At 69.6% G+C, this 20,976-nt stretch carries 26 protein-coding genes; 13 read left to right on the top strand and 13 right to left on the bottom strand.

The features are described 5' to 3' along the window. Nucleotides 1-173 precede the first annotated feature (173 nt). Together MUY22_RS16880 and MUY22_RS16875 are read left to right on the top strand one after the other, a co-directional pair. Nucleotides 174-887, top strand: a complete 714-nt coding sequence (locus MUY22_RS16880) for a DddA-like double-stranded DNA deaminase toxin (protein WP_247060797.1) — start codon at nt 174-176, stop codon at nt 885-887. Continuing rightward, nucleotides 826-1,236, top strand: a complete 411-nt coding sequence (locus MUY22_RS16875; protein WP_247060796.1) for an Imm1 family immunity protein — start codon at nt 826-828, stop codon at nt 1,234-1,236. The genes MUY22_RS16880 and MUY22_RS16875 overlap by 62 nt, the downstream gene beginning before the upstream one ends. Nucleotides 1,237-1,290: 54 nt before the next feature. Here MUY22_RS16875 and MUY22_RS16870 read toward each other — a convergent pair whose 3' ends face one another. Continuing rightward, nucleotides 1,291-2,214, bottom strand: a complete 924-nt coding sequence (locus MUY22_RS16870; protein WP_247063934.1) for an aldo/keto reductase — start codon at nt 2,212-2,214, stop codon at nt 1,291-1,293. Nucleotides 2,215-2,264: 50 nt separating this feature from the next. Beyond that, nucleotides 2,265-2,666 carry a MerR family transcriptional regulator gene (locus MUY22_RS16865; protein WP_247060795.1) on the bottom strand — a complete coding sequence of 134 codons (402 nt, stop codon included), beginning with the start codon at nt 2,664-2,666 and terminating at the stop codon, nt 2,265-2,267. A gap of 84 nt (nt 2,667-2,750) precedes the next feature. Between MUY22_RS16865 and MUY22_RS16860 the strand changes: the two genes are divergently transcribed. Then, nucleotides 2,751-3,365 (top strand): TetR/AcrR family transcriptional regulator, encoded by a 615-nt coding sequence (locus tag MUY22_RS16860; RefSeq protein ID WP_247060794.1) that lies wholly within the window; start codon nt 2,751-2,753, stop codon nt 3,363-3,365. Here the strand turns inward: MUY22_RS16860 and MUY22_RS16855 are convergent. Genes MUY22_RS16855 through MUY22_RS16835 form a run of 5 tightly spaced genes read right to left on the bottom strand, consistent with a single transcriptional unit; the run spans nt 3,338 to nt 7,191 of the window. Continuing rightward, nucleotides 3,338-4,579, bottom strand: a complete 1,242-nt coding sequence (locus MUY22_RS16855; protein ID WP_247060793.1) for a hypothetical protein — start codon at nt 4,577-4,579, stop codon at nt 3,338-3,340. The two genes, MUY22_RS16860 and MUY22_RS16855, sit on opposite strands and share 28 nt — an antisense overlap. Continuing rightward, nucleotides 4,576-5,151 (bottom strand): RNA polymerase sigma factor, encoded by a 576-nt coding sequence (locus MUY22_RS16850; protein ID WP_247060792.1) that lies wholly within the window; start codon nt 5,149-5,151, stop codon nt 4,576-4,578. Before MUY22_RS16850 ends, MUY22_RS16855 begins: the two co-directional genes overlap by 4 nt. After that, nucleotides 5,148-6,122 carry a pentapeptide repeat-containing protein gene (locus tag MUY22_RS16845; RefSeq protein ID WP_247060791.1) on the bottom strand — a complete coding sequence of 325 codons (975 nt, stop codon included), beginning with the start codon at nt 6,120-6,122 and terminating at the stop codon, nt 5,148-5,150. The genes MUY22_RS16850 and MUY22_RS16845 overlap by 4 nt, the downstream gene beginning before the upstream one ends. A 2-nt stretch (nt 6,123-6,124) precedes the next feature. Next, nucleotides 6,125-6,748, bottom strand: a complete 624-nt coding sequence (gene upp / locus MUY22_RS16840) for a uracil phosphoribosyltransferase (RefSeq protein ID WP_247060790.1) — start codon at nt 6,746-6,748, stop codon at nt 6,125-6,127. 5 nt (nt 6,749-6,753) lie between these two features. Further along, complete coding sequence (locus MUY22_RS16835; protein WP_247060789.1) at nt 6,754-7,191, bottom strand: protein-tyrosine phosphatase family protein; 438 nt, start codon at nt 7,189-7,191, stop codon at nt 6,754-6,756. 93 nt (nt 7,192-7,284) lie between these two features. On the opposite strand from MUY22_RS16835, the gene MUY22_RS16830 reads away from it, so the two are divergent. From MUY22_RS16830 to MUY22_RS49745, 6 genes are all read left to right on the top strand, one after another. Continuing rightward, on the top strand, nt 7,285-7,899 hold the full coding sequence (locus MUY22_RS16830; protein ID WP_247063932.1) for a DUF1707 domain-containing protein: 615 nt from the start codon (nt 7,285-7,287) through the stop codon (nt 7,897-7,899). Nucleotides 7,900-7,983: 84 nt separating this feature from the next. After that, on the top strand, nt 7,984-8,958 hold the full coding sequence (gene deoC, locus MUY22_RS16825) for a deoxyribose-phosphate aldolase (protein ID WP_247060788.1): 975 nt from the start codon (nt 7,984-7,986) through the stop codon (nt 8,956-8,958). A 92-nt stretch (nt 8,959-9,050) separates the two neighbouring features. After that, on the top strand, nt 9,051-10,484 hold the full coding sequence (locus MUY22_RS16820; protein ID WP_247060787.1) for an aldehyde dehydrogenase family protein: 1,434 nt from the start codon (nt 9,051-9,053) through the stop codon (nt 10,482-10,484). Next, entirely contained in the window at nt 10,477-11,343 is an 867-nt protein-coding gene (locus MUY22_RS16815) for an aldehyde dehydrogenase family protein (protein ID WP_247060785.1), read from the top strand. Before MUY22_RS16820 ends, MUY22_RS16815 begins: the two co-directional genes overlap by 8 nt. A 132-nt stretch (nt 11,344-11,475) precedes the next feature. Continuing rightward, nucleotides 11,476-11,895 (top strand): hypothetical protein, encoded by a 420-nt coding sequence (locus MUY22_RS16810; protein ID WP_247060783.1) that lies wholly within the window; start codon nt 11,476-11,478, stop codon nt 11,893-11,895. Beyond that, on the top strand, nt 11,868-12,287 hold the full coding sequence (locus MUY22_RS49745) for a hypothetical protein (protein ID WP_371827624.1): 420 nt from the start codon (nt 11,868-11,870) through the stop codon (nt 12,285-12,287). Before MUY22_RS16810 ends, MUY22_RS49745 begins: the two co-directional genes overlap by 28 nt. Here the strand turns inward: MUY22_RS49745 and MUY22_RS16805 are convergent. After that, entirely contained in the window at nt 12,253-12,993 is a 741-nt protein-coding gene (locus MUY22_RS16805) for a hypothetical protein (RefSeq protein ID WP_256475995.1), read from the bottom strand. The genes MUY22_RS49745 and MUY22_RS16805 overlap by 35 nt on opposite strands. On the opposite strand from MUY22_RS16805, the gene MUY22_RS16800 reads away from it, so the two are divergent. Next, a complete protein-coding gene (locus tag MUY22_RS16800) occupies nt 12,977-13,180 on the top strand; it encodes a hypothetical protein (RefSeq protein WP_247064525.1) in 204 nt (67 codons plus the stop codon). The genes MUY22_RS16805 and MUY22_RS16800 overlap by 17 nt on opposite strands. 16 nt (nt 13,181-13,196) lie before the next feature. Here the strand turns inward: MUY22_RS16800 and MUY22_RS16795 are convergent, their stop codons facing one another. After that, nucleotides 13,197-13,841, bottom strand: a complete 645-nt coding sequence (locus tag MUY22_RS16795; protein ID WP_247060782.1) for a TetR/AcrR family transcriptional regulator — start codon at nt 13,839-13,841, stop codon at nt 13,197-13,199. A gap of 180 nt (nt 13,842-14,021) precedes the next feature. Here MUY22_RS16795 and MUY22_RS16790 point away from each other — a divergent pair, with 180 nt between their 5' ends. Genes MUY22_RS16790 through MUY22_RS16780 form a run of 3 tightly spaced genes read left to right on the top strand, consistent with a single transcriptional unit; the run spans nt 14,022 to nt 16,707 of the window. Then, the gene (locus MUY22_RS16790) at nt 14,022-15,254 is read left to right on the top strand and encodes a cytochrome P450 (protein WP_247060781.1); all 1,233 of its coding nucleotides are present in this window, start codon (nt 14,022-14,024) and stop codon (nt 15,252-15,254) included. A gap of 13 nt (nt 15,255-15,267) precedes the next feature. Next, nucleotides 15,268-16,473 carry a cytochrome P450 gene (locus MUY22_RS16785; protein WP_247060780.1) on the top strand — a complete coding sequence of 402 codons (1,206 nt, stop codon included), beginning with the start codon at nt 15,268-15,270 and terminating at the stop codon, nt 16,471-16,473. Nucleotides 16,474-16,512: 39 nt separating this feature from the next. Further along, nucleotides 16,513-16,707 (top strand): ferredoxin, encoded by a 195-nt coding sequence (locus MUY22_RS16780; RefSeq protein ID WP_247060779.1) that lies wholly within the window; start codon nt 16,513-16,515, stop codon nt 16,705-16,707. Between the two features lie 90 nt (nt 16,708-16,797). On the opposite strand, the gene MUY22_RS16775 is transcribed toward MUY22_RS16780, so the two are convergent. The 4 genes from MUY22_RS16775 to MUY22_RS16760 form a co-directional block, all read right to left on the bottom strand. After that, a complete protein-coding gene (locus MUY22_RS16775) occupies nt 16,798-17,568 on the bottom strand; it encodes a carbohydrate ABC transporter permease (RefSeq protein ID WP_247063929.1) in 771 nt (256 codons plus the stop codon). A 113-nt stretch (nt 17,569-17,681) separates the two neighbouring features. Next, nucleotides 17,682-18,614 (bottom strand): carbohydrate ABC transporter permease, encoded by a 933-nt coding sequence (locus MUY22_RS16770; protein ID WP_247060778.1) that lies wholly within the window; start codon nt 18,612-18,614, stop codon nt 17,682-17,684. Next, complete coding sequence (locus MUY22_RS16765; protein ID WP_247060777.1) at nt 18,614-19,954, bottom strand: sugar ABC transporter substrate-binding protein; 1,341 nt, start codon at nt 19,952-19,954, stop codon at nt 18,614-18,616. The genes MUY22_RS16770 and MUY22_RS16765 overlap by 1 nt, the downstream gene beginning before the upstream one ends. Next, a complete protein-coding gene (locus MUY22_RS16760; protein ID WP_247060776.1) occupies nt 19,941-20,945 on the bottom strand; it encodes a zinc-dependent alcohol dehydrogenase family protein in 1,005 nt (334 codons plus the stop codon). Before MUY22_RS16760 ends, MUY22_RS16765 begins: the two co-directional genes overlap by 14 nt. Nucleotides 20,946-20,976: the final 31 nt, after the last annotated feature.

Below are 20,976 nucleotides of genomic sequence, written 5' to 3'. Positions count from 1 at the left end.
TGATCGGGACCGAGCCTTCCCCGGAGATCTCAGAAAACCTTCAGAGGCAACTCGCAGCGTGCTACTTGCCGGCTTCACCGGTCGCGGTCGCGCTGGGTGAGAATGCCGGTCAACGGAGTGGTCGAGTGGCCTGATCGTTCCCACTCCTTGCAACCATCCTCGATGATCGATCCGTGAGTGATCTCGACGACCTCGCCGACGCGGTCTCCCAGGGGATTTCCGCGATCGAAGCCGCACAGCGAGCGGCCGCTGATGCTGCAAAAAGCCGCAACGCAGCGTCCACCACATTGGCTGCTCTGACGACCGGAAGCGCCATCGCGGACCTTCCGGCGATGTTCGATCAAGCTCGGCAAGCCCTGGAGACGCAAACTGAACAGATCGGCCGGATAGCCGACGGGCTCCGCACCTACCTGGTCGGTCTCGGGCGCGTCTTGAGCGCCCCACACCCGGGACCGAGCAGCCCCGATCGTGGCCGTCCTCGAGTAGGCGCCACAAGACTCCAGGACGGTCCGCCGAAAGATGAGCGAGCAGAGGCCCTGCGGGACGAGCTACCGCCGCCGATACAGAAGAACGGCTCGGGACAGAAAACACACGGCCGCTGGCTGACACCCACACCCGACGCCGAGGCAAAGACGATCGTGAGTGGCAAGGACGAGATGTCCGAGGCGGTGGAGCGGTACCTCCGTGAACACGACTTGGTGAAACGCGGGATGCCGTCGGCTGTGTACGACGTCGAAATGAAGCTGGCCGTCCACATGGCTACGAACGGGATCACGCACGCGGCCGTTACGATCAACAACACCCCGTGCAAAGGAACGGCGAAACGTGATCGAAGCCTGGTACGACGAAGAAGCCGAGGAGCCGGTTGTGATCGAGACAGCCGCTGAGCTTGATCCCATCTTGGACGACATCGCCGCCGTGGGCGGCCCCACGCTGGTGAACCTCCATGTCGACGGCGAGTACCCATGGCTGGAGGTCGGCCTGAACGACAACCGAGGCACTCTTCGCTACGTCGGCGACGACGCTCCGGAGGGCGCGTTCAGCCGGAACATCGAAGCTCCGTTTCCGCTCCCCGAGACAGGCGAAGTCACCTATTACTACATGCGCAACGAACGGCCCTACCCTGACGACGCGGAGATCCCCGCGGAGGTCGTGAGGAGGGCCGCGCACGAATTCGTGGCCAGTGGCGGATCTCGACCTTCCGGCGTGTCCTGGACGGAACAGCCGGCCTCGTGAGTGGTCAGGGCGGTTAGAACCGCCCTGACCACTCACGACGGGCCGGGGCGTGCGCTACTTGCCGGCCGCGCGGGCCAGGCGTTCCGGGTAACGCTCCCCGGCGACCGCGTCGGCCGGGGCCGCCGCTTCGATGGCTTCGAGGTCCGCCGCCGTCAGCTCCAGTGATGCCGCCGCGACGTTCTCCTCCAGGTACTTGCGCCGCTTCGTGCCCGGGATCGGGACGACGTCCTCGCCGTGGGACTGGACCCACGCCAGCGCGAGCTGGCCGGCCGTGACGCCCTTCTCCTCGGCGAGCTTGCGCAGCGCGTCGACGATCGCCATGTTGCGCTCGAAGTTGCCCTCGGCGAAGCGCGGCAGGCCGCGGCGCATGTCGCCCTCCGGCAGGTCCTTCACCGACGTCACCGCGCCGGTCAGGAACCCCCGGCCCAGCGGCGAGAACGGCACGACGCCGATGCCCAGCTCGCGGCACGTGCCGAGGATTTCGCCCTCGATGCCGCGCGTCCACAGGGACCACTCGCTCTGCAGCGCGGTCACCGGGTGCACGGCGTGCGCGGCGCGGATCGTCGCGGCGCTCGCCTCGGAGATGCCCGCGTAGCGGATCTTGCCCGCCTCCACCAGCGAAGCCAGCGCGCCCCAGGTCTCCTCGATCGGCGTGTCCGGGTCGACGCGGTGCTGGTAGTAGAGGTCGATGTGGTCGACTCCGAGGCGCCGCAGCGACTCGTCGCACGACTGCTTGACGTACTCGGCGTCGCCGCGGGCGCTCATCGCGCCGTCGGTCCAGACGATGCCGAACTTCGTGGCGAGCACGACCTCGTCGCGGCGGCCGGCGATCGCGCGGCCAACGAGCTCTTCGTTGACGCCGCCGCCGTAGACGTTCGCCGTGTCCAGCAGCGTGACGCCGAGGTCGAGGGCCCGGTGGACCGTCGCGATCGACTCGTCTTCGTTGTCGAAGACGCCGTACGCCTGGCTCATGCCCATGCAGCCCAGCCCCTGGGCACCGACTTCCAGTCCGCCGAGCTTCCTGGTCTTCACGCGGAAATTCCCTCCATGTCGGGTTCGACGCCGAACGCCTTGCGCTCGATCTGCGCGTAGTTGTCGATCTTGTAGTCGAGGACGTCGAGGCAGCCCTGCAGCTCGGCGATCCGCTCGGCGACCGACCGGCGCTGTTCCACCAGGAGCGCCTTGCGGCGGCCCGCGCTGGCGACGCCGTGGCGGCGCAGCGACGCGTACTCGCGCATGCTCTTGATGGGCATCCCGGTCGTGCGGAGCTTGGTCAGGAACCCCAGCCAGCTGAGGTCGTCGTCGGAGTACGCCCGGCGGCCCGCGGTGTCGCGGGCGGGCGGGTCGAGCAGTTTGATGCGCTCGTAGTACCGGAGGGTGTCGATGGACAGCCCGCTACGTCGAGCGGCTTCCGCTATCGAGTAGCTCATGACCTCGACACTACGACCTGGAGTGCACTCCAGGTCAACTCCGAGCTCTGGCCATTCATAACAGCGTTCCGATACGCTGCGTGCATGGCTCGACCACGTACGCACGACGAAGCGCTCCGGCTGAAGCTCCTCGACCGCGCCGGTGAGCTGATCGCCGCCGACGGGCCGAAGGCGCTTTCCCTGCGGAAGCTGGCCGCCGACGCCGGGACGTCGACCACCGCCGTGTACTCCCTGTTCGGCAGCAAACCCGATCTGGTGAACGCGCTCTACACGGAGGGGTTCCGCCGGTTCGGCGCGCGGATGGCCGGGACCCCGCTGTCCGGTGACGCCATCGAGGACCTCGTGACGCTGGGAAGCGCTTACCGCGCGAGCGCGCTGGCCGACCCGAACCTCTACGGGATCATGTTCACCAGGTCCGTCCCCGGGTTCGAGCCCAACGAGGACGCCGAAGAACTCGCCCGCGAGACGCTCAAGCCGCTGGAGCTCATCATCCGCCAGGCCATCGCCGACGGCGTCTTCGTCGACGTCCCGCCGGAGACGGTCGCGGTCGCCTGCTGGGCGTTCGTGCACGGGCTCGTCTCGCTGGAGCTGACCGGCAACCTGCCGGAGGAGTTCGACGTCACGAGCACGTACGAGACGGCCCTGCGCGCGAACGCCTCCGGCTGGCTGGCTCACACCAGCGGCAGCGTCCCGTCGTAGACGACCTCGCCGTGCGCGTCGAACGCCCGGACGCGCACCTTCGCGTCGGCCTTCCCGGCGTAGCCGCGCGGCACCCAGCCGAGAGCCATCCCGTCGGTGACCACCAGGTCGCCGCCGCTGCCGGTGCCGAACTCGAAGCCCGCCGCGGTCGCCGAGGCGGGCAGCACCAGGGCGAGCGGCATGCGAGCCTGATCCGGCGCCGCTCCCGCTTCGGGGCTGCCGAGCGTGTCCACCGCCAGGACCCGGGCCGGGACCTGGCGGTTGCCGGCCAGATCCGGGTAAGCGCGGGCGTGCGTCCCGGGCCGCCAGTAGTCCGGCTCCCGGGTGCAGACGATCACCCGGTCGCCCCGGCGCCCCAGGACGACCTGGTCGCCGCCTTCCGCCAGCAGTGGTCCCGGCCGGTAGGCCGCAGCGTCCGGGATCACCTCGCCGGCGTCGGCGAGGCAGTCGCCCAGGGCCCGGCCCGCGGCCGAGGTGCGGTCGGCCGGTTCCGGGCGGTCGGTCACCGCGAGCAGGGGTGACGGCGCGTCCGGCAGCGCGCTCGCCCGCCGGTCCCCGACGGCCAGTTCCGACTTCGCCGGCAGCGCGCCGGTGAACGCCACGAACTGGCGGCTGACCGGCGAGAAGCCGAGCCGCCACGAACTCACGGAGCCCCCGCCCGTCTTCACGAAGAAGTCCGCCCGCGGCACGGCCGGATCGAGCACCCCGGCCGCCAGCCCGGTCGCGCTGCGCAGCAGCAGCCCGGTCCGCGTGCCGGGCGCGTACGCGGGCGTGGCTCCCGGGTCCGACAGCGTCACGGTCGTGCCGGTCGTCTCGCAGAACATCGGCTTGCCCGCGGCGGTGACCGCGACCACCGCGTCCCCGTCCTGCTCGTCGGTGAACAGCGGGACCCACTCCGCGCGCGAAGGCACCCGATCGGTCTTGCCCGCCGCTCGGACCGCGGCCCAGCAGCGGTCCAGCGACGCGGTCGCCAGCGCGGCGTCGAGCGTCAGGCCACCACCGCCGGTGACCGCCGGCGCGGTGTCGGCGGGCGGCCGCACCTCGCGCGTCACGATCACGGCGCCGGCGGCCAGGACGAGCACCGCGGCCGCCGCGGCGTACCAGACGTGGGGCTTCCGGCGTGGTGTCGCGATGCCTTCGCGGACTTCGGTGCGCAGCCGGTCGCGGACGTCGTCCGGCAGCGCACGCCGTGCCGGGAGGTTTTCGATGCTCATTTCTCCTCCAGCAGGGCGCGCAACCGAGCGCGGGCCCGGGACAGGTGGGAGCGGACGGTGCCCTCGGCGACGGCCAGCAACGCGGCCGCGTCCCCGGTGCTCAGGTCCCCGAGCAGGCACAGTTCGACGACTTCGCGCTGCGCCTTCGGCAGCGTCCGGACGGCCTCGACGACCCGCAGCAGCCGCTGTTCGCCGTCGAGTTGCTCGGCCACGGCGTCGGCGTGGTCGGACACCACCGGCGGGTCCGGGATCCGCCGCAGCAATCGCAACCGCCGTTTCGCGCCGCGGTACTCGTCGCGGGCGGCGTTGCCCGCGACGGTGTAGAGCCACGGCAACGCGCTGTCGCGCACCAGGGTGACGTCGGCGCGGCGGCGCCACGCGGTCAGGAACGTCGTGGACGTCAGGTCTTCGGCGCCGGACCACGACCCGGTCAGCCGGTACGCGTGGTTCCAGACGGCCTCGGCGTGCCGCTCGAACAGCTCGCCGAACGCGCCTTCGTCACCGCCGGCCGCCCGGTCCCACAGTTCGCGGTCACCGGCCTGGTCCACCGGCACCCCCAGATGGCTGCTCACACCTCGTCTGTGGCCGGCACCGCCGCGGGTGTTGCGCCGAACCGCGCGTCGCCGAGGTCGATGTCCGCGTGCTCGCCGCCGTCGAAGAGGACTTCGGCGTCGAAAGCCGTGTGGGAGAACTGGAACCGGCCACCTGAGCGCGTCCGGGTGAAGCGGACCTCCTTGGCGAAGTGCGCCCAGGAGAAGAACGCGCCCTCCGCGAAGGCCGTCCGGTCGAAGTTCGCCGTCGAGGTGAACTCCGTGCCGTAAAACCCGGCCTGGCGCGTGAAGGTCGTGCCGCGGATGTGGACCGCGCCGAGGAACGTCGCGCGGCTGAAGTCCGCGGCCGCGACCGTGCAGCCGCTCAGCCGGAAGTCGACGAGGACGGCCCGCTGCAGGTCGATCGCCAGCCCCGGCCAGTAACCCGGTTCGTCGTGACCCAGGTGCGTCTTGAGCAGTTCCTGGGCGGCCAGCCGGACCTGCAGCTCGGCGTCGTCGTATTCGGGCGTCTTGCTGAGTTCCGCCGCGGACCGGCCACGCAGTCCGTCGGGCGGGCCGGCGAACGGCATCCGCAGGTAGGCGCACAGCACGTTGACGATCGTCTGACGCTGCTTCGGGTTGTCCTGGCCGAGCCGCTCCAGCGCGTACAGCCCGCCGAGCCGGACCGGCGCCTTGTCGTTGCCGAGCTGCTCCACGGCCTTCGTGTACAGCTCGGTGACGCGCCGCTCTTCGAGGTCCCGCTCGGTCACGCCCGCGACGCGGGTCGTCTCGGCCAGCTGCAGCTCCATCGTGCGCTGGCGGCGCGTCGCCAGCCACAGCGCGAACACCCCGCCGGCCCCCGCGCCGACGCCGAACGCCGTCTTGACCGCGTCGATCCGCACCGGCGCGTCGGGCCGTCCGGACCAGGTCAGGAACAGCCAGAGCAACGCGCCGGTGACGACCGCGACGGCGGCCGCGACCACCGCGATCCACCGCCACCGCAGGACCGGCAAGGCTAGACGGCGCCGTACTGGCGGTCGCCGGCGTCGCCGAGGCCCGGGACGATGAAGCCCGAGTCGTTGAGGCGCTCGTCGATGCTGGCCGTGACCACCCGGACCGGCAGGCCGGTCCGCTCCAGGTGGGCGAGGCCCTCGGGCGCGGCCAGCGCGCAGATCGCCGTGACGTCGTCGGCGCCGCGGTCGGTCAGCAGCCGGATCGTGTACTCCATCGAGCCGCCGGTGGCGAGCATCGGGTCGAGCACCAGCACCGGCCGGTTCGCGAGCGACTCGGGCAGCGACTCGAGGTACGGCGTCGGCTTCAGCGTCTCCTCGTCGCGCGCGAGGCCGACGAAGCCCATCTGCGCGTCCGGGATCAGCTTGTGCGCCTGGTCGGCCATGCCCAGCCCGGCGCGCAGCACCGGGACGAGCAACGGCGGGCTGGCCAGCTTGTAGCCCTCGGTGCGCGCGACCGGCGTGTGGATCCGCTCGGTCTTGACCGGCACGTCGCGCGTGGCTTCGTAGACCAGCATGACGGTCAGCTCGTGCAGCGCGGCCCGGAACGCGGCGCTGTCGGTGCGCGCGTCGCGCATCGTGGAGAGCCGGGCCTTCGCGAGGGGGTGGTCGACGACGTGCACATCCATGCGGGTCAACTTAGCCGGTCGGCGAACCGTTTCACCCAGCCGCGCTGCCAGGGGGTTTCGACGGCGCGTTCGTCGTAGTTCGCGCGCACCCACGCCACGGCGTCTCCGGCCGGGACGCCGGAGAGCGTCGCGAGGCACGCCATGACCGTCCCGGTCCGGCCCGCACCGCCGTAACACGCGACTTCGACGTTTTCGCCCGCCTTCGCCCGCTCGTGCAGCGCGATGATCGACGCCTGCGCGGCCTTCGGGTGCAGTGGCAGCAGGAAGTCCGGCCAGGTGACCCACTCCTGCGGCCAGGTGACGCCGCCGCCGTGCTTGCGCCGCAACCGGCGCGTCCCCAGGTACAGCCCGAAATCCGGGTCCGGGCCGCCCGGCGCGGGGCGGGCGAGACCGCGCCCGCGGACCTTGGTGCCGTCCGGGAATTCGACCGTCGGTGCTCCCATCGGCCCATCGTGCCCGTGTCCGCCGGAAGATGGACACGCAGTGTCGCGTTCGCCGCTAGGCTCCCCCGGGTGAGCGAACTGACGCCCGACCAGATGCGGGCCTCCGACGCCGACCGTGAGCGCGTCGCCCAGGTGCTGCACAACGCCCTCTCGGAAGGGCGAATCACGGTGAACGAACTCGAAGAGCGGCTCACCACGGTCTACGCGGCGAAGACGCTGGGGGAACTGAAACCGGTGACGGCGGACCTGCCGTCGACCGGCGCGGCGGTGGAGCAGGCGACAACGCGCGCGCTGGGCTTCCCGGACCAGCGGATCGGCGGCCACCCGGGCTCCCCGGTGTCGATCGGCGTCATGTCCGGCGCGATCCGCAAGGGCAGCTGGGTCCTGCCCACGCAGCACAACAGCTTCGCCTTCTGGGGCGGCGCGGAGATCGACCTCCGCCAAGCGCGGTTCGCCGAGAAGCACTGCACGATCACGGCGGTCGCCATCATGGGCGGCATCCAGATCACGGTCCCGGACGACATCAACGTGGACGTCACGGGCATCGGCTTCATGGGCGGCTTCATCCTGGAGGACAAGTCGGGAGCACCACCCGCGCCGCCGACGGCCCCGACGGTGAAGATCAACGGCCTGGGCTTCTGGGGCGGCGTGGTCGTCTACCGGAAACCGGCTCAGCGCAGCGAACCGCCACGCATTGAAGGCGCCTGACCTCGACGATGTGACGCGGTATGCACCCAGCGTCACACCCAACGGGGGCTCGCGCTGTCGGACCCGCCGCCTAGACTCAGGCCCATGACAGCCACGACCAGCACGTCAGCGGCGCCGGCCACCCCGGCACCGCCGGCGGACGCGACTCGCGACGAAGCGAGCCTGCGCCGGTTCCTGCTCGGGCTGCCCGGTGTCGACCAGGTCGGCGTCGAGCAGCGCGCGGCGGGCCTCGGCACGCGCAGCATCAAGAAAGACGCCAAGCGGTGGGCCATCGACACCGCCATCTCCATGGTCGACCTGACCACGCTGGAGGGCGCCGACACCCGCGGCAAGGTCCGGGCGCTCGCCGCGAAGGCGGTCCGCCCCGACCCCGAACGCCAGGACACCCCGCGCGTCGCCGCCGTCTGCGTGTACCCGGACATGGTCGAGACGGCCGTCGAGGCGCTGAAGGGTAGCGGTGTGCACGTCGCGAGCGTCGCGACCGGCTTCCCCGCGGGCCGCACCAGCCGCGAGATCAAGCTGGCCGACACGAAGATCGCCGTCGACGCGGGCGCGCACGAGGTCGACATGGTGATCGACCGCGGCGCCTTCCTCGAAGGCCGCTACATGGACGTCTTCGAGGAGATCCAGGCCATCAAGGCCGCCTGCGGCGACGCCCACCTGAAGGTCATCCTCGAAACCGGCGAGCTGGCGACCTACGACAACGTGCGGCGCGCGTCGTGGCTGGCGCTGCTGGCCGGCGGCGACTTCATCAAGACGTCCACCGGCAAGGTCTCCCCCGCCGCGACGCTACCGGTCACGCACCTCATGCTGCAGGCGGTGCACGACTGGCACGTGACCACCGGCGAGCTGCGCGGCGTCAAGCCCGCGGGCGGCATCCGGACCACGAAGGACGCCATCAAGTACCTGGTCGCGGTGCACGAGGTCGCCGGCGAGCAGTGGCTGACCCCGGACCTGTTCCGCTTCGGCGCGTCCAGCCTGCTCAACGACCTGCTGCTGCAGCGCCGCACCCAGGTGGACGGCCACTACAGCGGCCCCGATTACGTGACAGTCGACTGAGCCGGGATGCCTGAAATGACCACCACGCTTGCTGCCCCGGCGAGGGAGATCCCGCTGAGCCTGCGAAGCGGAAACGTATTGGACACCGACTGATGCCTGTTTTCGAGTACGCACCGGCGCCGGAGTCGCGCGCCATCGCGAACCTGAAGGACCACTACAAGCCGTTCATCAACGGCGAGTTCGTCGACGGCTCGGGTGAGCCGCTCAAGACGATCAACCCGGCCACCGAAGAGGTCCTGGCCGAGGTCGGCACCGCGTCGAAGTCCGATGTGGACACCGCGGTCAAGGCCGCGCGCAAGGCGTACAACGGCGTCTGGTCGAAGATGCCGGGCACCGAGCGCGCGAAGTACCTGTTCCGCATCGCGCGGCTGATCCAGGAGCGCTCGCGCGAGCTGGCGGTGCTGGAGAGCCTGGACAACGGCAAGCCGATCAAGGAGTCGCGCGACTCCGACGTCCCGACGGCGGCGGCGCACTTCTTCTACCACGCGGGCTGGGCCGACAAGCTGGAGTACGCCGGCTACGGCCCGAACCCGCAGCCGCTGGGCGTCGCCGGGCAGATCATCCCGTGGAACTTCCCGCTGCTGATGCTGGCCTGGAAGATCGCGCCCGCGCTGGCCACCGGCAACACCGTGGTGCTGAAGCCGGCGGAGACGACGCCGCTGACCGCGCTGGTGTTCGCCGAGATCTGCCAGCAGGCCGAGCTGCCGCCGGGCGTGGTGAACATCCTGCCGGGCGCGGGCGACATCGGCGCGTCCATTGTGGAGCACGCGGACATCGACAAGATCGCGTTCACCGGCTCGACCGAGGTCGGCAAGGCGATCCAGCGCGAAGTCGCGGGCACGGCGAAGAAGCTGACGCTGGAGCTGGGCGGCAAAGCGGCGAACATCGTGTTCGACGACGCGCCGCTGGACCAGGCGATCGAGGGCATCGTCAACGGCATCTTCTTCAACCAGGGCCACGTCTGCTGCGCGGGTTCGCGGCTGCTGGTGCAGGAGTCCATCGCCGAAGAGGTGCTGGACAAGCTCCGCTACCGCGTCTCGACCCTGCGCCTGGGCGACCCGCTGGACAAGAACACCGACATCGGCGCGATCAACTCGGCCGAGCAGCTGGCGAAGATCCGCGGGCTCGTCGAAGCGGGTGACGCCGAGGGCGCGCAGCGCTGGACCAGCCCGTGCCCGGTGCCGGACCGCGGGTTCTTCTTCGCGCCCACGGTGTTCGCGAACGTCCACCAGTCGATGCGCATCGCGCGCGAGGAGATCTTCGGCCCGGTGCTGTCGGTGCTGACGTTCCGCACGCCGGACGAGGCCGTCGCGAAGGCGAACAACACGCCGTACGGGCTTTCGGCCGGGATCTGGACCGAGAAGGGCTCGCGCATCCTGTGGATGGCGAACCAGCTGCGGGCCGGCGTCGTCTGGGCCAACACCTTCAACCGCTTCGACCCCGCCGCGCCGTTCGGCGGCTACCAGGAATCCGGTTTCGGGCGCGAAGGCGGCCGCACCGGGCTGGAGGCGTACCTGAATGTCTGACCGAATCTCCGTAGCGAAGACGTACAAGCTGTACGTGGGCGGCAAGTTCCCGCGTTCGGAGTCCGGCCGGGTCTACCCGGTCACGGACGCGAAGGGCAAGTTCCTGGCGAACGCGGCCCACGCGTCCCGCAAGGACGTCCGCGACGCGGTGGTGGCGGCCCGCAAGGCCTTCCCGGGCTGGTCCGCGGCGACGGCGTACAACCGCGGCCAGGTCCTGTACCGGGTGGCCGAGGTCCTGGAGGGCCGCCGCGACCAGTTCATCACCGAAGTGTCCACTTCGGAGGGTCTGGCTCCGAAGAAGGCGGAGTCCACAGTGGACGCCGCGATCGACCGCTGGGTCTGGTACGCGGGCTGGACGGACAAGATAGCCACGGTCCTCGGCGCGGCCAACCCGGTGGCGGGCCCGTACTTTTCGTTCACCGTCCCGGAACCCACGGGCGTGGTGGGCATCCTGGCGCCGCAGCAGTCGTCGTTGCTGGGCTTGGTCAGCGTCCTGGCCCCGGTCCTGGCCACGGGTTCGACGGCGGTGGTGGTCTCGAGCGCGGAGCGTCCCCTGCCGGCGATCACGTTGTCGGAGGTCCTGGCGACATCGGACGTCCCGGGCGGAGTGGCGAACATCCTGACGGGCCAGGCGGCCGAGCTGGGCTCCTGGCTGGCCTCCCACGGCGACGTCAACGCCCTGGACCCCACGGGAGCAGCGGCCGCGGACCGCCCAGGCTTGGCGCGCGAAGCGGCGAACACGGTGAAGCGGGTGCTGACGGTCCCGGAATCGGAACCGGACTGGACGGTGGCCCCGGACCTGTCCCGGCTGCGCCGGTACCTGGAGGCCAAGACGGTCTGGCACCCGCTGGGCGTCTGAGTTTTCGCTGGTGAAAGCCACCACCCGGTCGCCGGGTGGTGGCTTTCCGACTCGTGGTGGATTCTCGAACGGGACATCTCGATCTACCCTCGATGAGCAACCGGGCTCTCACTTAACGTGATCGAGGGGGTCGTGGACGCTCATGACGGATTCGCGACCCTGGTCGCGTTGCGCGCAAAAGGTGGCGAGCTGACCGCGTTGCGCGCACTTTCGCACCCCGAACAGGTCCGGCGGGTTCAGCCGTTGCTCCAGTTCGATCCCCTGGGCAGCGCTCCGGCGAGCCGGCTGGACGCGGTCGAAGTGGTCATCCGCGACCTGCGACGCCTCGGCCGGCACGTCATGCTGGACGCGTCCGAGGTCGCGGACCTGCCGGCGTTCGGGACCGGGCCGACCAGCGCACTCGGCCAGATGACCGACCGCCTGGCCGACCCGGTGGACCTCCTCGACGGGCGGGATCCGATCGCGTTCATCCCCGTGGTCCGCAGCGACGCCGCGGACCAGCCGGCCGTGGCGCTGGGCCGCCTGTGCCACGAACCGATCGGATCGACCTGATCCTCGATCTCCAGTACATCGGCAAGGCGACAACGTCACAGCTCGACGAAGCCGCGGCCATCCTGGACGTGGTCGCGGAGCTCGGCGGGTTCCGGTCCGTGGTCTTGCTGAGCGGTTCGATCCCGCGGACTCTCGCACAGACCTCGACGTGGGAGCAGCCCCGAACCGAGGAAACCCACTGGGCGAACCTGGTCCGAGCGGCCGTCGCGGACCTTCAGATGGGTGACTACGGCACGGTGCACCCGATTCCCGGCGGCGGCTTCCGCAGCAACCACGTCGCCATGAAAGCCCGTCGCGCTGGCGACCTCGCACCACCTGGCCTACCTGGCCGGCCGCAGTGCGGCGTGACCATGCCCGCTAACTCATCGTCACCGAGAAGTCCGTCAGCGTGAACCGGGCCTTGCCGCCGCTGGTGGAGCAGAACTCGATGCCGTAGCCGATCTGGTTGACCGTCGGGTTCGGGGGGATGAAGCCCTTGCCGATGCCCCAAGCGATCATCGCCTTCAGGTCCACCGCGCCCGAGTACTGCGTCGCCTGGGACACGAACGCGATGTAGCCGTCGTCGTCCGCCCAGACGTCGTACGCGTGGCCGCCCGCTGTGTACGTCCCGACCTTGTCGCCCGACGGTTGCTGCTTGAGGTTCTCCGTCCAGACCATCACCTCGGTCACGCCCTTGCCGTCGCCGACGCCGTTGAGCCAGAGGTCGTACGCCACGTCGTAGATGCCCGTTCCCGGGCCGCGGCCGGCGAACGTCGAGCGGATCACCGAATAGTCGTTGAACGGCTTTCCGTTCTGGTCGTTGATGTCCTTGTGGACGTTCGGATAGGTTTTCACCGACGTCGTCGACGGCTGGGTGGAATCCACGTACCAATTGTCGTACGCGCACGCGCGCAGTGTTTCCGGGCCCGCTTCGTCGGAGTTCCACATGTTGTTGTGGACGTAGTAGCCGCCGTCGGACCAGCCGCCGTCGGGGTCGCTCGTGGTGAACTCCGGGCTGCCGCAGTTGCGGACCGGGGTCGCCGACGGCGGACTAGGCGCAGGTCGGGACGCACTTTGCGGGACCGACGCCGGCGGCGCGAGAGTGCCGCTCGACGTCACCGGCGAAGACGCCGGAGGTGACGACGACGCGGCGGCCGACACCGCGGCCGGAGCGGCCGGCGCCGCCGAACCGGCGTCCTGCCCGCACCCGGCGAGCGCGAAAAAGGGAATTACCGACAACACGGCCAGAGTTCTTCGTCGCATTTTCCCGCCTCGTCAACAATGGCAGAACGAGGCGGAACCCTAACACGGGAAAATGACGATCAGCCGTTTTCGGGATCGAGGTCGTGGGACGTGATCGGGCGGCCCGGCAACGGCGTTCCCGGCCGCGCGCTCAGCCCGTCGATCATGATGCCCACACAGCGGCTCGCCGCCATCGCCGCGACCTCGTCCGTCTTCGCGCGCATCTGACGCAGCATCGTCGCGAACAGGATCGCGACGTCACCCGCGCCGACGTCGTCGCGGAGCTTGCCCTCGGCCTGGGCGCCGCGGACGAACTCGTCCAGGACCACCAGGATCTCGTCACGCAGGCGGCGGACCTCCGGGTCGCCCTTCAGGATCACCAGCGCCCGGTGCGACACCATCGCCAGCTGGACGACCAGCTGCAGCTCGACCGACTGCCGCAGCAGCCGCTCGAGCGCGCGCCACGACGACGTCTCCTCCGCGGCGATCCGCTTCGCGTCGATCAGGACCCGCTCGAAGTTGTCCATCGCCACCGCGCGGACCAGGGCGTCACGATCCGGGAAGCGCCGGTACAGCGTGCCGACGCCGACGCCGGCCGCCCGGGCGATCTCCTCCATCGGCACTTCGGCACCGGACGCGGCGAAGATGCTCTTCGCGGCGGCCAGGATCTGGTCGCGGTTGCGCCGCGCGTCAGCCCGCAGGCTGGTATCGGGGTCTGCCGTCATGCCGTTCGCCTCTCGCTGAATCTGGCGCGGGGTGATTCTCGCATGGTCAGGCGCCCACACAGTGCATCCGCAAGATGTCACCCGTTAGCTAGTGGACGATGTCCTTCCACTTGGGTACGTTGGGTTATAGAACCGGAATGTAATCCTCCACATACTTTCCGTCCGATTTGGGGATCCGAAATGACCGAAGTCGCCGAACCCGCCACGACCTCGACCGGGGAAGAGGTCTTCCCGCTGGTGCGCAGCTGCCCGTTCGCGCCGCCACCGGCGTACGAGAAGCTGCGCGAAGCGGGCCCCGTCCAGCGCGTCGAGCTGCAGTCCGGCCAGGAGGCCTGGGCGATCACCCGGCTCGAGGACGTCCGGCAGATGCTGACCGACCCGCGGTTCAGCTCCGACCGGTTCAACCCGGGCTTCCCGTTCCTGACCAAGCAGGGCCGCCCGGTGCGGCGGAGCAACTTCACCGCGTCGCTGATCAACATGGACCCACCGCAGCACGGCTCGGCCCGGCGTGAGGTCGTGGGCGAGTTCACGGTCAAGCGGATGAAGGCCCTCCAGCCCCGCATCCAGCAGATCGTCGACGAGCACATCGACGCGATCCTGGCCGGCCCGAAGCCCGCCGACCTGGTCACCGCGCTGTCGCTGCCGGTGCCGTCGCTGGTCATCTGCGAGCTGCTCGGCGTCCCGTACGCCGACCACGACTTCTTCCAGGTCCGCAGCTCGACGCTGCTCAACCGCGACGTCGAGCAGGACGACCGGATCAAGGCCGTCGACGAGCTGCAGACCTACCTCGACCAGCTGGTCTCCACCAAGGAGGCCGAGCCGGCCGACGACCTGCTCAGCCGCCAGATCGCCAAGCAGCGCGAGGAGCACGGCGAGGCCGACCACGACTCGCTCGTCTCGCTGGCGTTCCTGCTGCTCATCGCCGGGCACGAGACTACGGCGAACATGATCTCGCTCGGCACCGTCGCGCTGCTGGAGAACCCGGACCAGCTCGAGCTCATCAAGAACGACCCGGGCAAGACGCTCGACGCCGTCGAGGAGCTGCTCCGGTACTTCACGATCGCCGAGTTCGCGACCTCGCGCGTCGCCACCGAGGACCTCGAGATCGGCGGCCAGCTGATCCGCGAGGGCGAGGGCGTGCTCGGCCTCAGCTACTCCGGCAACCGCGACCCGGAGGCGTTCGACAACCCGGACGAGCTGGACCTGGAGCGCGGCGCGCGCCACCACGTCGCGTTCGGCTTCGGGCCGCACCAGTGCCTCGGCCAGAACCTGGCCCGGATGGAGCTGCAGATCGTGTTCGACACGCTCTTCCGCCGCCTCCCGGAGCTGAAGCTGGCCGTGCCGGTCGAGCAGCTGCCGTTCAAGCACGACTCGTCGATCTTCGGTCTGTACTGCCTGCCCGTGACCTGGTGAAAGAGGGGAAATCATGACGACAGTCGAGGAGCCGGTCCACCAGTTCCCGATGACCCGCACGTGCCCGTTCTCGCCGCCGCCCGCGTACCAGGAGATCCGCGAAGAGGAGCCGATCACCCGCGTCGGGCTCCCCGACGGCGGACGCGCCTGGGTGGTCAGCCGGCACGAGGACGTCCGGACCGTGCTGAACGACCGGCGGTTCAGCGCCGACCGGCAGCACCCGGACTTCCCGCAGCTGGTGGCGGGCGGGTTCCGGCGCCAGGGCGACGAGCGCACCATGATCACCATGGACGCGCCCGAGCACGGGCCGGCCCGCAAGGCCGTGCTCGGCGAGTTCACCGTGCGCCGGATGGAGGCGCTGCGGCCGCGGATCCAGGAGATCGTGGACGGCCAGATCGACGCGCTGCTGGCCGGGCCGAACCCCGGCGACCTCGTCGAGGCGCTGGCGCTGCCGGTGCCGTCGCTGGTGATCTGCGAGATGCTCGGTGTGCCCTACGACCAGCACGACTTCTTCCAGACCCACACGGCGAAGCTGATCAAGCGCTCGACGTCGCCGGAAGAGCGGCGCGCGGCGTTCGACACCATCCGCGGCTACATGGAAGAGCTCATCGCGGAGAAGGAGGAGAACCCGCCGGACGACCTGCTCGGCCGGCAGATCGTCAAGCTCCGCGAAGACGGTACTTACCGGCGTGCTTCGCTGGCCGCGACCGGTTTCCTGCTGCTGGTGGCCGGGCACGAGACGACGGCGAACATGATCTCGCTGTCGACGGTGGCCCTGCTCCGGAACCCGGAGCAGCTGGCGCTGCTGAAGGCCGACCCGGGCAAGACCCTCGACGCCGTCGAGGAGATGCTGCGCTACTGGACGATCGTCGACGCGGCGACCGCGCGGCTGTGCGTCGAGGACGTCGAGCTGAGCGGACAGCTGATCCGGGCCGGCGAGGGCGTGCTCGCGCTGGGCTACGCGGCCAACCGCGACCCCGGGGCGTTCGACAACCCGGACGACCTGGACATCGACCGCGGCGCGCGGCACCACGTCGCGTTCGGCTTCGGCCCGCACCAGTGCCTCGGCCAGAACCTGGCCCGGATGGAACTGCAGATCGTGTTCGACACGCTGTTCCGCCGGATTCCGTCCCTGAAACTGGCAGTTCCCGTGGAAGAACTGCCCTTCAAGGACGACGCGAACATCTACGGGCTGTACCGGCTGCCGGTCACCTGGTAGAGATCGAGCGGACGGCCCTCCCACCACAGGAGAAGAACCATGAAGATCATCGCGGACACCGGCAAGTGCGTCGGCGCGGGTCAGTGCGTCCTCACCGAGCCCGCGCTGTTCGACCAGAGCGAGGACGACGGCACCGTCATCGTCCTCGACGACCAGCCGCGGGGCGAGCTGATCGAAAAGGCCCGCGAAGCGGTGCACGTCTGCCCCAGCCAGGCCCTCTCCCTCGAGGAGTAGCCGAAGTCCGTGCGTGGCCCATCGAGGGACTCGAGGTCCCTCGATGGGCCGTGTACGGCTTTCAGGACAGGCGCGGGGCCACGCCGACGGCTACTTCACCGCTCCCATCGACAGCCCCCGGACGAGGTGGTTCTGCGCGAACCAGCCGACGATCATCACCGGCAGCGACGCCAGCAGCGCGGCCGCGGACAGCTGGGCCCAGTACAGCCCCTCGCTCGTGATGAACCCGACGAGGAACACCGGCACGGTGCCGGCCCGCGCCGCCGTCAGGTTGACCGCGTAGAAGAACTCGGTCCAGGAGAAGATCACGCAGATCAGCGCGGTCGCCGCGATACCGGGCGCGACCACCGGCATGATGATCCGGCGCAGCAGCGTCGGCAGGTTCGCGCCGTCGATCCGGCCGGCCTCGATCATCTCGTGCGGCACTTCGAGGAAGAACGACCGCATCATCCAGATGGCCAGCGGCAGGTTCATCGACGTGTAGAGGATGATCAACGCCCACACCGTGTCCAGCAGCTCGGTGTTCTGGGAGATGATGTACAGCGGGATGATCGCCGCGACGATCGGCAGCATCTTCGTCGACAGGAAGAAACCCAGCGCGTTCGACGTCTTCTTCACCGGCGCCAGCGAAAGCGCGTACGCCGCCGGGATGCCCAGCAGCAGCACCAGCAGCGTCGAGATCACCGTGACGAACGCGGAGTTCGCCACGTAGGGCAGGAACCCGCCCTTCAGGACGTTCGCGATCTGGTCGAACGTCGGGCTGAAGAACAGCTTCGGCGGGTCGGTGTAGGCGTCGGACTCCTGCTTGAACGCCGTGAGGATCATCCACAGCAGCGGGAAGACGAACAGGATCGCGATCACCCAGGTGACGACGGTGAGCGCACCGGGGCCGAGCTTGCGCTTCGGCTTGCGGGCCGGCGGGGCGGCGGTGGCCGCCTCCGGTCGAGTGTCCACTGTGGTCGCGCTTTGAGTAGTCACCGCATGCCTCCGTCTACGGAAAATGTGCGGAACATCAAGCGCAGGGCGAAGGTCGCGACGATCATCGTCAGGATCACGACGATCACGCCCATCGCCGACGACTGGCCGACGTCGAAGCCTTCGAACGCGCGCTGGTAGATGTAGTACGGCAGGTTGGTGCTGGACACGCCCGGCCCACCCTGCGTCATCAGGAAGATCGCGTCGAAGCTGTTCACGATGTAGATCGCGCCCAGCAGCGTCGCCAGCTGCAGGAACCGCGACAGGTGCGGCAGCGTGATGGAGACGAACGTCCGCCACCGGCTCGCACCGTCCACGGAGGCCGCTTCCAGGACCTCTTTGGACTGGCTCTGCAGCCCGGCCAGGATCAGCAGCATCATGAACGGCGTCCACTGCCACACGATCTGCGCCATCACCGAAGCCAGCGGGAACTGCGAAAGCCAGTCGGTGTCGGTGCCGAAGACGAAGTGCAGCAACCCGTAGGTCGGGTCGAACACCGTCGTCTTCCACAGCAGCGCGCCGGCCGCCGGCAGGATGAGGAACGGCGTGATCAGCAGCGTGCGGACGAAGCCGCGGCCCATGAACTTCCGGTCCAGCAGGATCGCCAGGCCGAGGCCGAGCAGCAGCGCGACGAGCACGCACACCACGGCCAGCAGCACCGTGTTCAGCAACGCGACCAGGAACGTCGTGTCACCGAAGACGTCGATGTAGTTGTCCAGGCCGACGAAGTGCCGCGAGCCCGGCCGGACCAGGTTCCAGGACTGGAACGAGTAGAACACGGTCAGCAGGAACGGCAGCTGCGTCACGGCGACGACGAAGAGCAACGCCGGCAGCAGCGGCAGGCGCCGCTTGGCCGCGGTGCTCAGGCCGCGTTTCTCCGTGACCTTCGCGTGCGACTGGGACTTGGGGGTGGATACGGAGAGCGTGGACATCACTGCACCGCCTTGTAGGAGTCGCCCACCGTCTGGGCGTAGTCCTGGGACTGCGTCAGGGCGTCGTCGACCGACTCGCGGCCGGCGATCGCCGCCGACAGCTGCTGGCTCACCCGGGTGCCCAGGTCCTGGAACTCGGGGATGCCGACGAACTGGATGCCCGGGTAGGGCACCGGGTTCGCCATGGCCTTCTGCTGGTTCGCGTCCGCGATGCCGTCGAGCGTCGGTTTCGCGTAGGCCTGCGCGGCCTTGGCGTAGTCGGGAATGTCGTAAGTGGACTGACGCACACCCGGCGGGACGCGGTTCCAGCCGTAGGTCGCCCCGACCTTCCGCACGTACGCCTTGTCGGTCATCCACGCCATGAACTTCCAGGCCGCGTCCTTGTCCTTGGCCACCTTGGGGATGCCGAGGGCCCAGGTGTAGAGCCAGCCACTGGCCTGAGTCTTGACGACCGGTGCCGGCGCGTAACCCGACTTGCCGACGATCTTGCTGCTCGACGGGTCCTCGTTGGTGCCGGCCATGACCGTGGCGTCGTACCACATCGCCGCGTTGCCCTGCGTGTAACGCGTGCCGCACTCGGAGAACCCGGCGCTGGAGGCGCCGACCTCACCGTGGTCGCGGATCAGGTTGACGTAGAAGTTCGCGGCGTCCTTGAACTCCGGCGACGTCAGCTTGGCGTTCCAGTCCTTGTCGAAGTACTGGGCGCCGAAGGTGTTGGCCACCGTGGAGAACGGCGCGAGGCTCTCACCCCAGCCCGGCTTGCCGCGCAGGCAGATGCCGGCGACGCCGTTCGCCTTGTCGTCCAGCTTCGCGGCGAAGTTCGCGACCTGCTGCCACGTCGGCTTGGCCGGCATGGTCAGCCCGGCCTTGGCGAAGAGGTCCTTGCGGTAGGCCAGGAACGACGACTCGCCGTAGAACGGCACCGCGTACATCCGGTTCTGATACGACAGCGACTGCTTGATGCTGGGGATGAAGTCGCCTTCGTCGTAACCCGGGGTGGCCGCCATGTGCGGTTCGAGGTTCTCGAGCCAGCCGTTGGCCGCCCACTGCGGGGCTTCGTAGTTGCTGATCATCACGACGTCGAACTCGCCGCCCTCGGTGGCGGTCGACGCGGTGATCTTGGCGCGGGCCTGGTTTTCCGGCAGCGAGACGAACTTGAGGCTGATCCCGGTGGCCTTCTCGAACTCGGGGGCGAGCGAGATCGCGTCCTTCATCTGCGGGTTGGACACGATCGCGATGACGAGCGTCGAGTTGCCGGTGCCGACCGAGCCGGCGCCCGCGCAGCCGGTGACCAGCAACGACGTCGCGGCGAGGAGGGTGAGCAGCTTACGCACGGCCACCTCCCGGGAGGACCTGCACCTTGAGGCCGGAGCCGCTGCGCATCTTGGCGAGCGCGTCCGGGTACTGCTCCAGCGGCAGCCGGTCCGTGAGCAGCTCGTCCGTGTTGACGGCGCCGCCGGCCACGAGGTCGAGCGCGGTGCCGTAGCTGTTCAGCACGGCCATCGAGCCGACGACGGTGATCTCGTCGTTGTAGATGCGGAACGGCGAAAGCGCGACGCGGGCTTCGGCCGGGGCGACGCCGAAGACGAGCAGCCGGCCGCCGCGGCGGATCGAGTCGAAAGCGGCTTCGATGGCCGGGGCGGCGCCGGTGCAGTCGACGGCGACGTCGAACTTCTCGCCGTTCAGCTCGCCGACGTCGGCCGCGGTGGCGACGGCGCCCAGCCGGCCCGCGCGCGGCAGCCGGTCCTTGTTGCGGTCGACCACGGTGACGTGGGCGCCGGCGCGTTGCAGCAGCTGCTGCATGATCAGGCCCATGGTGCCGGCGCCGACGACGAGAAAGCGCTCTCCGGCTTCGACGCCGACCCGGCGAACGCCGTGCACCGCGCAGGAGACGGGCTCGACCAGCGCGCCCTGCTCCCAGGTCATCGTGTCGGGCATCCGGTAGCAGTTGGCCGACGGGACGGCGACGAACTCCGCGAAGGCGCCGTCGACGGTGTCACCGGTGGCGTTCCAGTTCGCGCAGAGGTTGCCGTGGCCGGAGCGGCACGGGCCGCAGTAGCCGCAGAACAGCGAGGGGTCGACGGCGACGCGGTCGCCGATCTCCCAGCCGCCCGGCACGTCGTCGCCGAGCTCAACGATCTCCCCGGCGAACTCGTGACCGGGGACGATCGGGTACGGCGTCGGCGGGAAGTGCCCGTCGGCGATGTGCAGGTCCGTGCCGCAGATGCCGCACGCGCCCACCTTGATGACGACCTGTCGTTCCCCTGGTTTCGGATCGGGCACTTCGCCGACCCTGATCTCGCCGGGCCGGTCGATGATGGCGGCACGCATGCCTAGCCCCTTCCTCGCGCTCATATGAGCA

This window comes from Amycolatopsis sp. WQ 127309, from assembly GCF_023023025.1.
GTDB lineage: Bacteria > Actinomycetota > Actinomycetes > Mycobacteriales > Pseudonocardiaceae > Amycolatopsis.
This window is presented reverse-complemented; position numbering and strand designations above follow the sequence as displayed.

Coding starts and splice junctions, on each gene's coding strand:
- deoC (WP_247060788.1), top strand. CDS start 7,984: ATGACAGCCACGACCAGCACGTCAGCGGCGCCGGCCACCCCGGCACCG.
- MUY22_RS16865 (WP_247060795.1), bottom strand. CDS start 2,666: ATGAGCTACTCGATAGCGGAAGCCGCTCGACGTAGCGGGCTGTCCATC.
- upp (WP_247060790.1), bottom strand. CDS start 6,748: ATGGATGTGCACGTCGTCGACCACCCCCTCGCGAAGGCCCGGCTCTCC.
- MUY22_RS16860 (WP_247060794.1), top strand. CDS start 2,751: ATGGCTCGACCACGTACGCACGACGAAGCGCTCCGGCTGAAGCTCCTC.
- MUY22_RS16870 (WP_247063934.1), bottom strand. CDS start 2,214: ATGGGCATGAGCCAGGCGTACGGCGTCTTCGACAACGAAGACGAGTCG.
- MUY22_RS16795 (WP_247060782.1), bottom strand. CDS start 13,841: ATGACGGCAGACCCCGATACCAGCCTGCGGGCTGACGCGCGGCGCAAC.
- MUY22_RS16760 (WP_247060776.1), bottom strand. CDS start 20,945: ATGCGTGCCGCCATCATCGACCGGCCCGGCGAGATCAGGGTCGGCGAA.
- MUY22_RS16855 (WP_247060793.1), bottom strand. CDS start 4,579: ATGAGCATCGAAAACCTCCCGGCACGGCGTGCGCTGCCGGACGACGTC.
- MUY22_RS16780 (WP_247060779.1), top strand. CDS start 16,513: ATGAAGATCATCGCGGACACCGGCAAGTGCGTCGGCGCGGGTCAGTGC.
- MUY22_RS16830 (WP_247063932.1), top strand. CDS start 7,285: ATGCGGGCCTCCGACGCCGACCGTGAGCGCGTCGCCCAGGTGCTGCAC.
- MUY22_RS16835 (WP_247060789.1), bottom strand. CDS start 7,191: ATGGGAGCACCGACGGTCGAATTCCCGGACGGCACCAAGGTCCGCGGG.
- MUY22_RS16770 (WP_247060778.1), bottom strand. CDS start 18,614: ATGTCCACGCTCTCCGTATCCACCCCCAAGTCCCAGTCGCACGCGAAG.
- MUY22_RS16815 (WP_247060785.1), top strand. CDS start 10,477: ATGTCTGACCGAATCTCCGTAGCGAAGACGTACAAGCTGTACGTGGGC.
- MUY22_RS16820 (WP_247060787.1), top strand. CDS start 9,051: ATGCCTGTTTTCGAGTACGCACCGGCGCCGGAGTCGCGCGCCATCGCG.
- MUY22_RS16785 (WP_247060780.1), top strand. CDS start 15,268: ATGACGACAGTCGAGGAGCCGGTCCACCAGTTCCCGATGACCCGCACG.
- MUY22_RS16790 (WP_247060781.1), top strand. CDS start 14,022: ATGACCGAAGTCGCCGAACCCGCCACGACCTCGACCGGGGAAGAGGTC.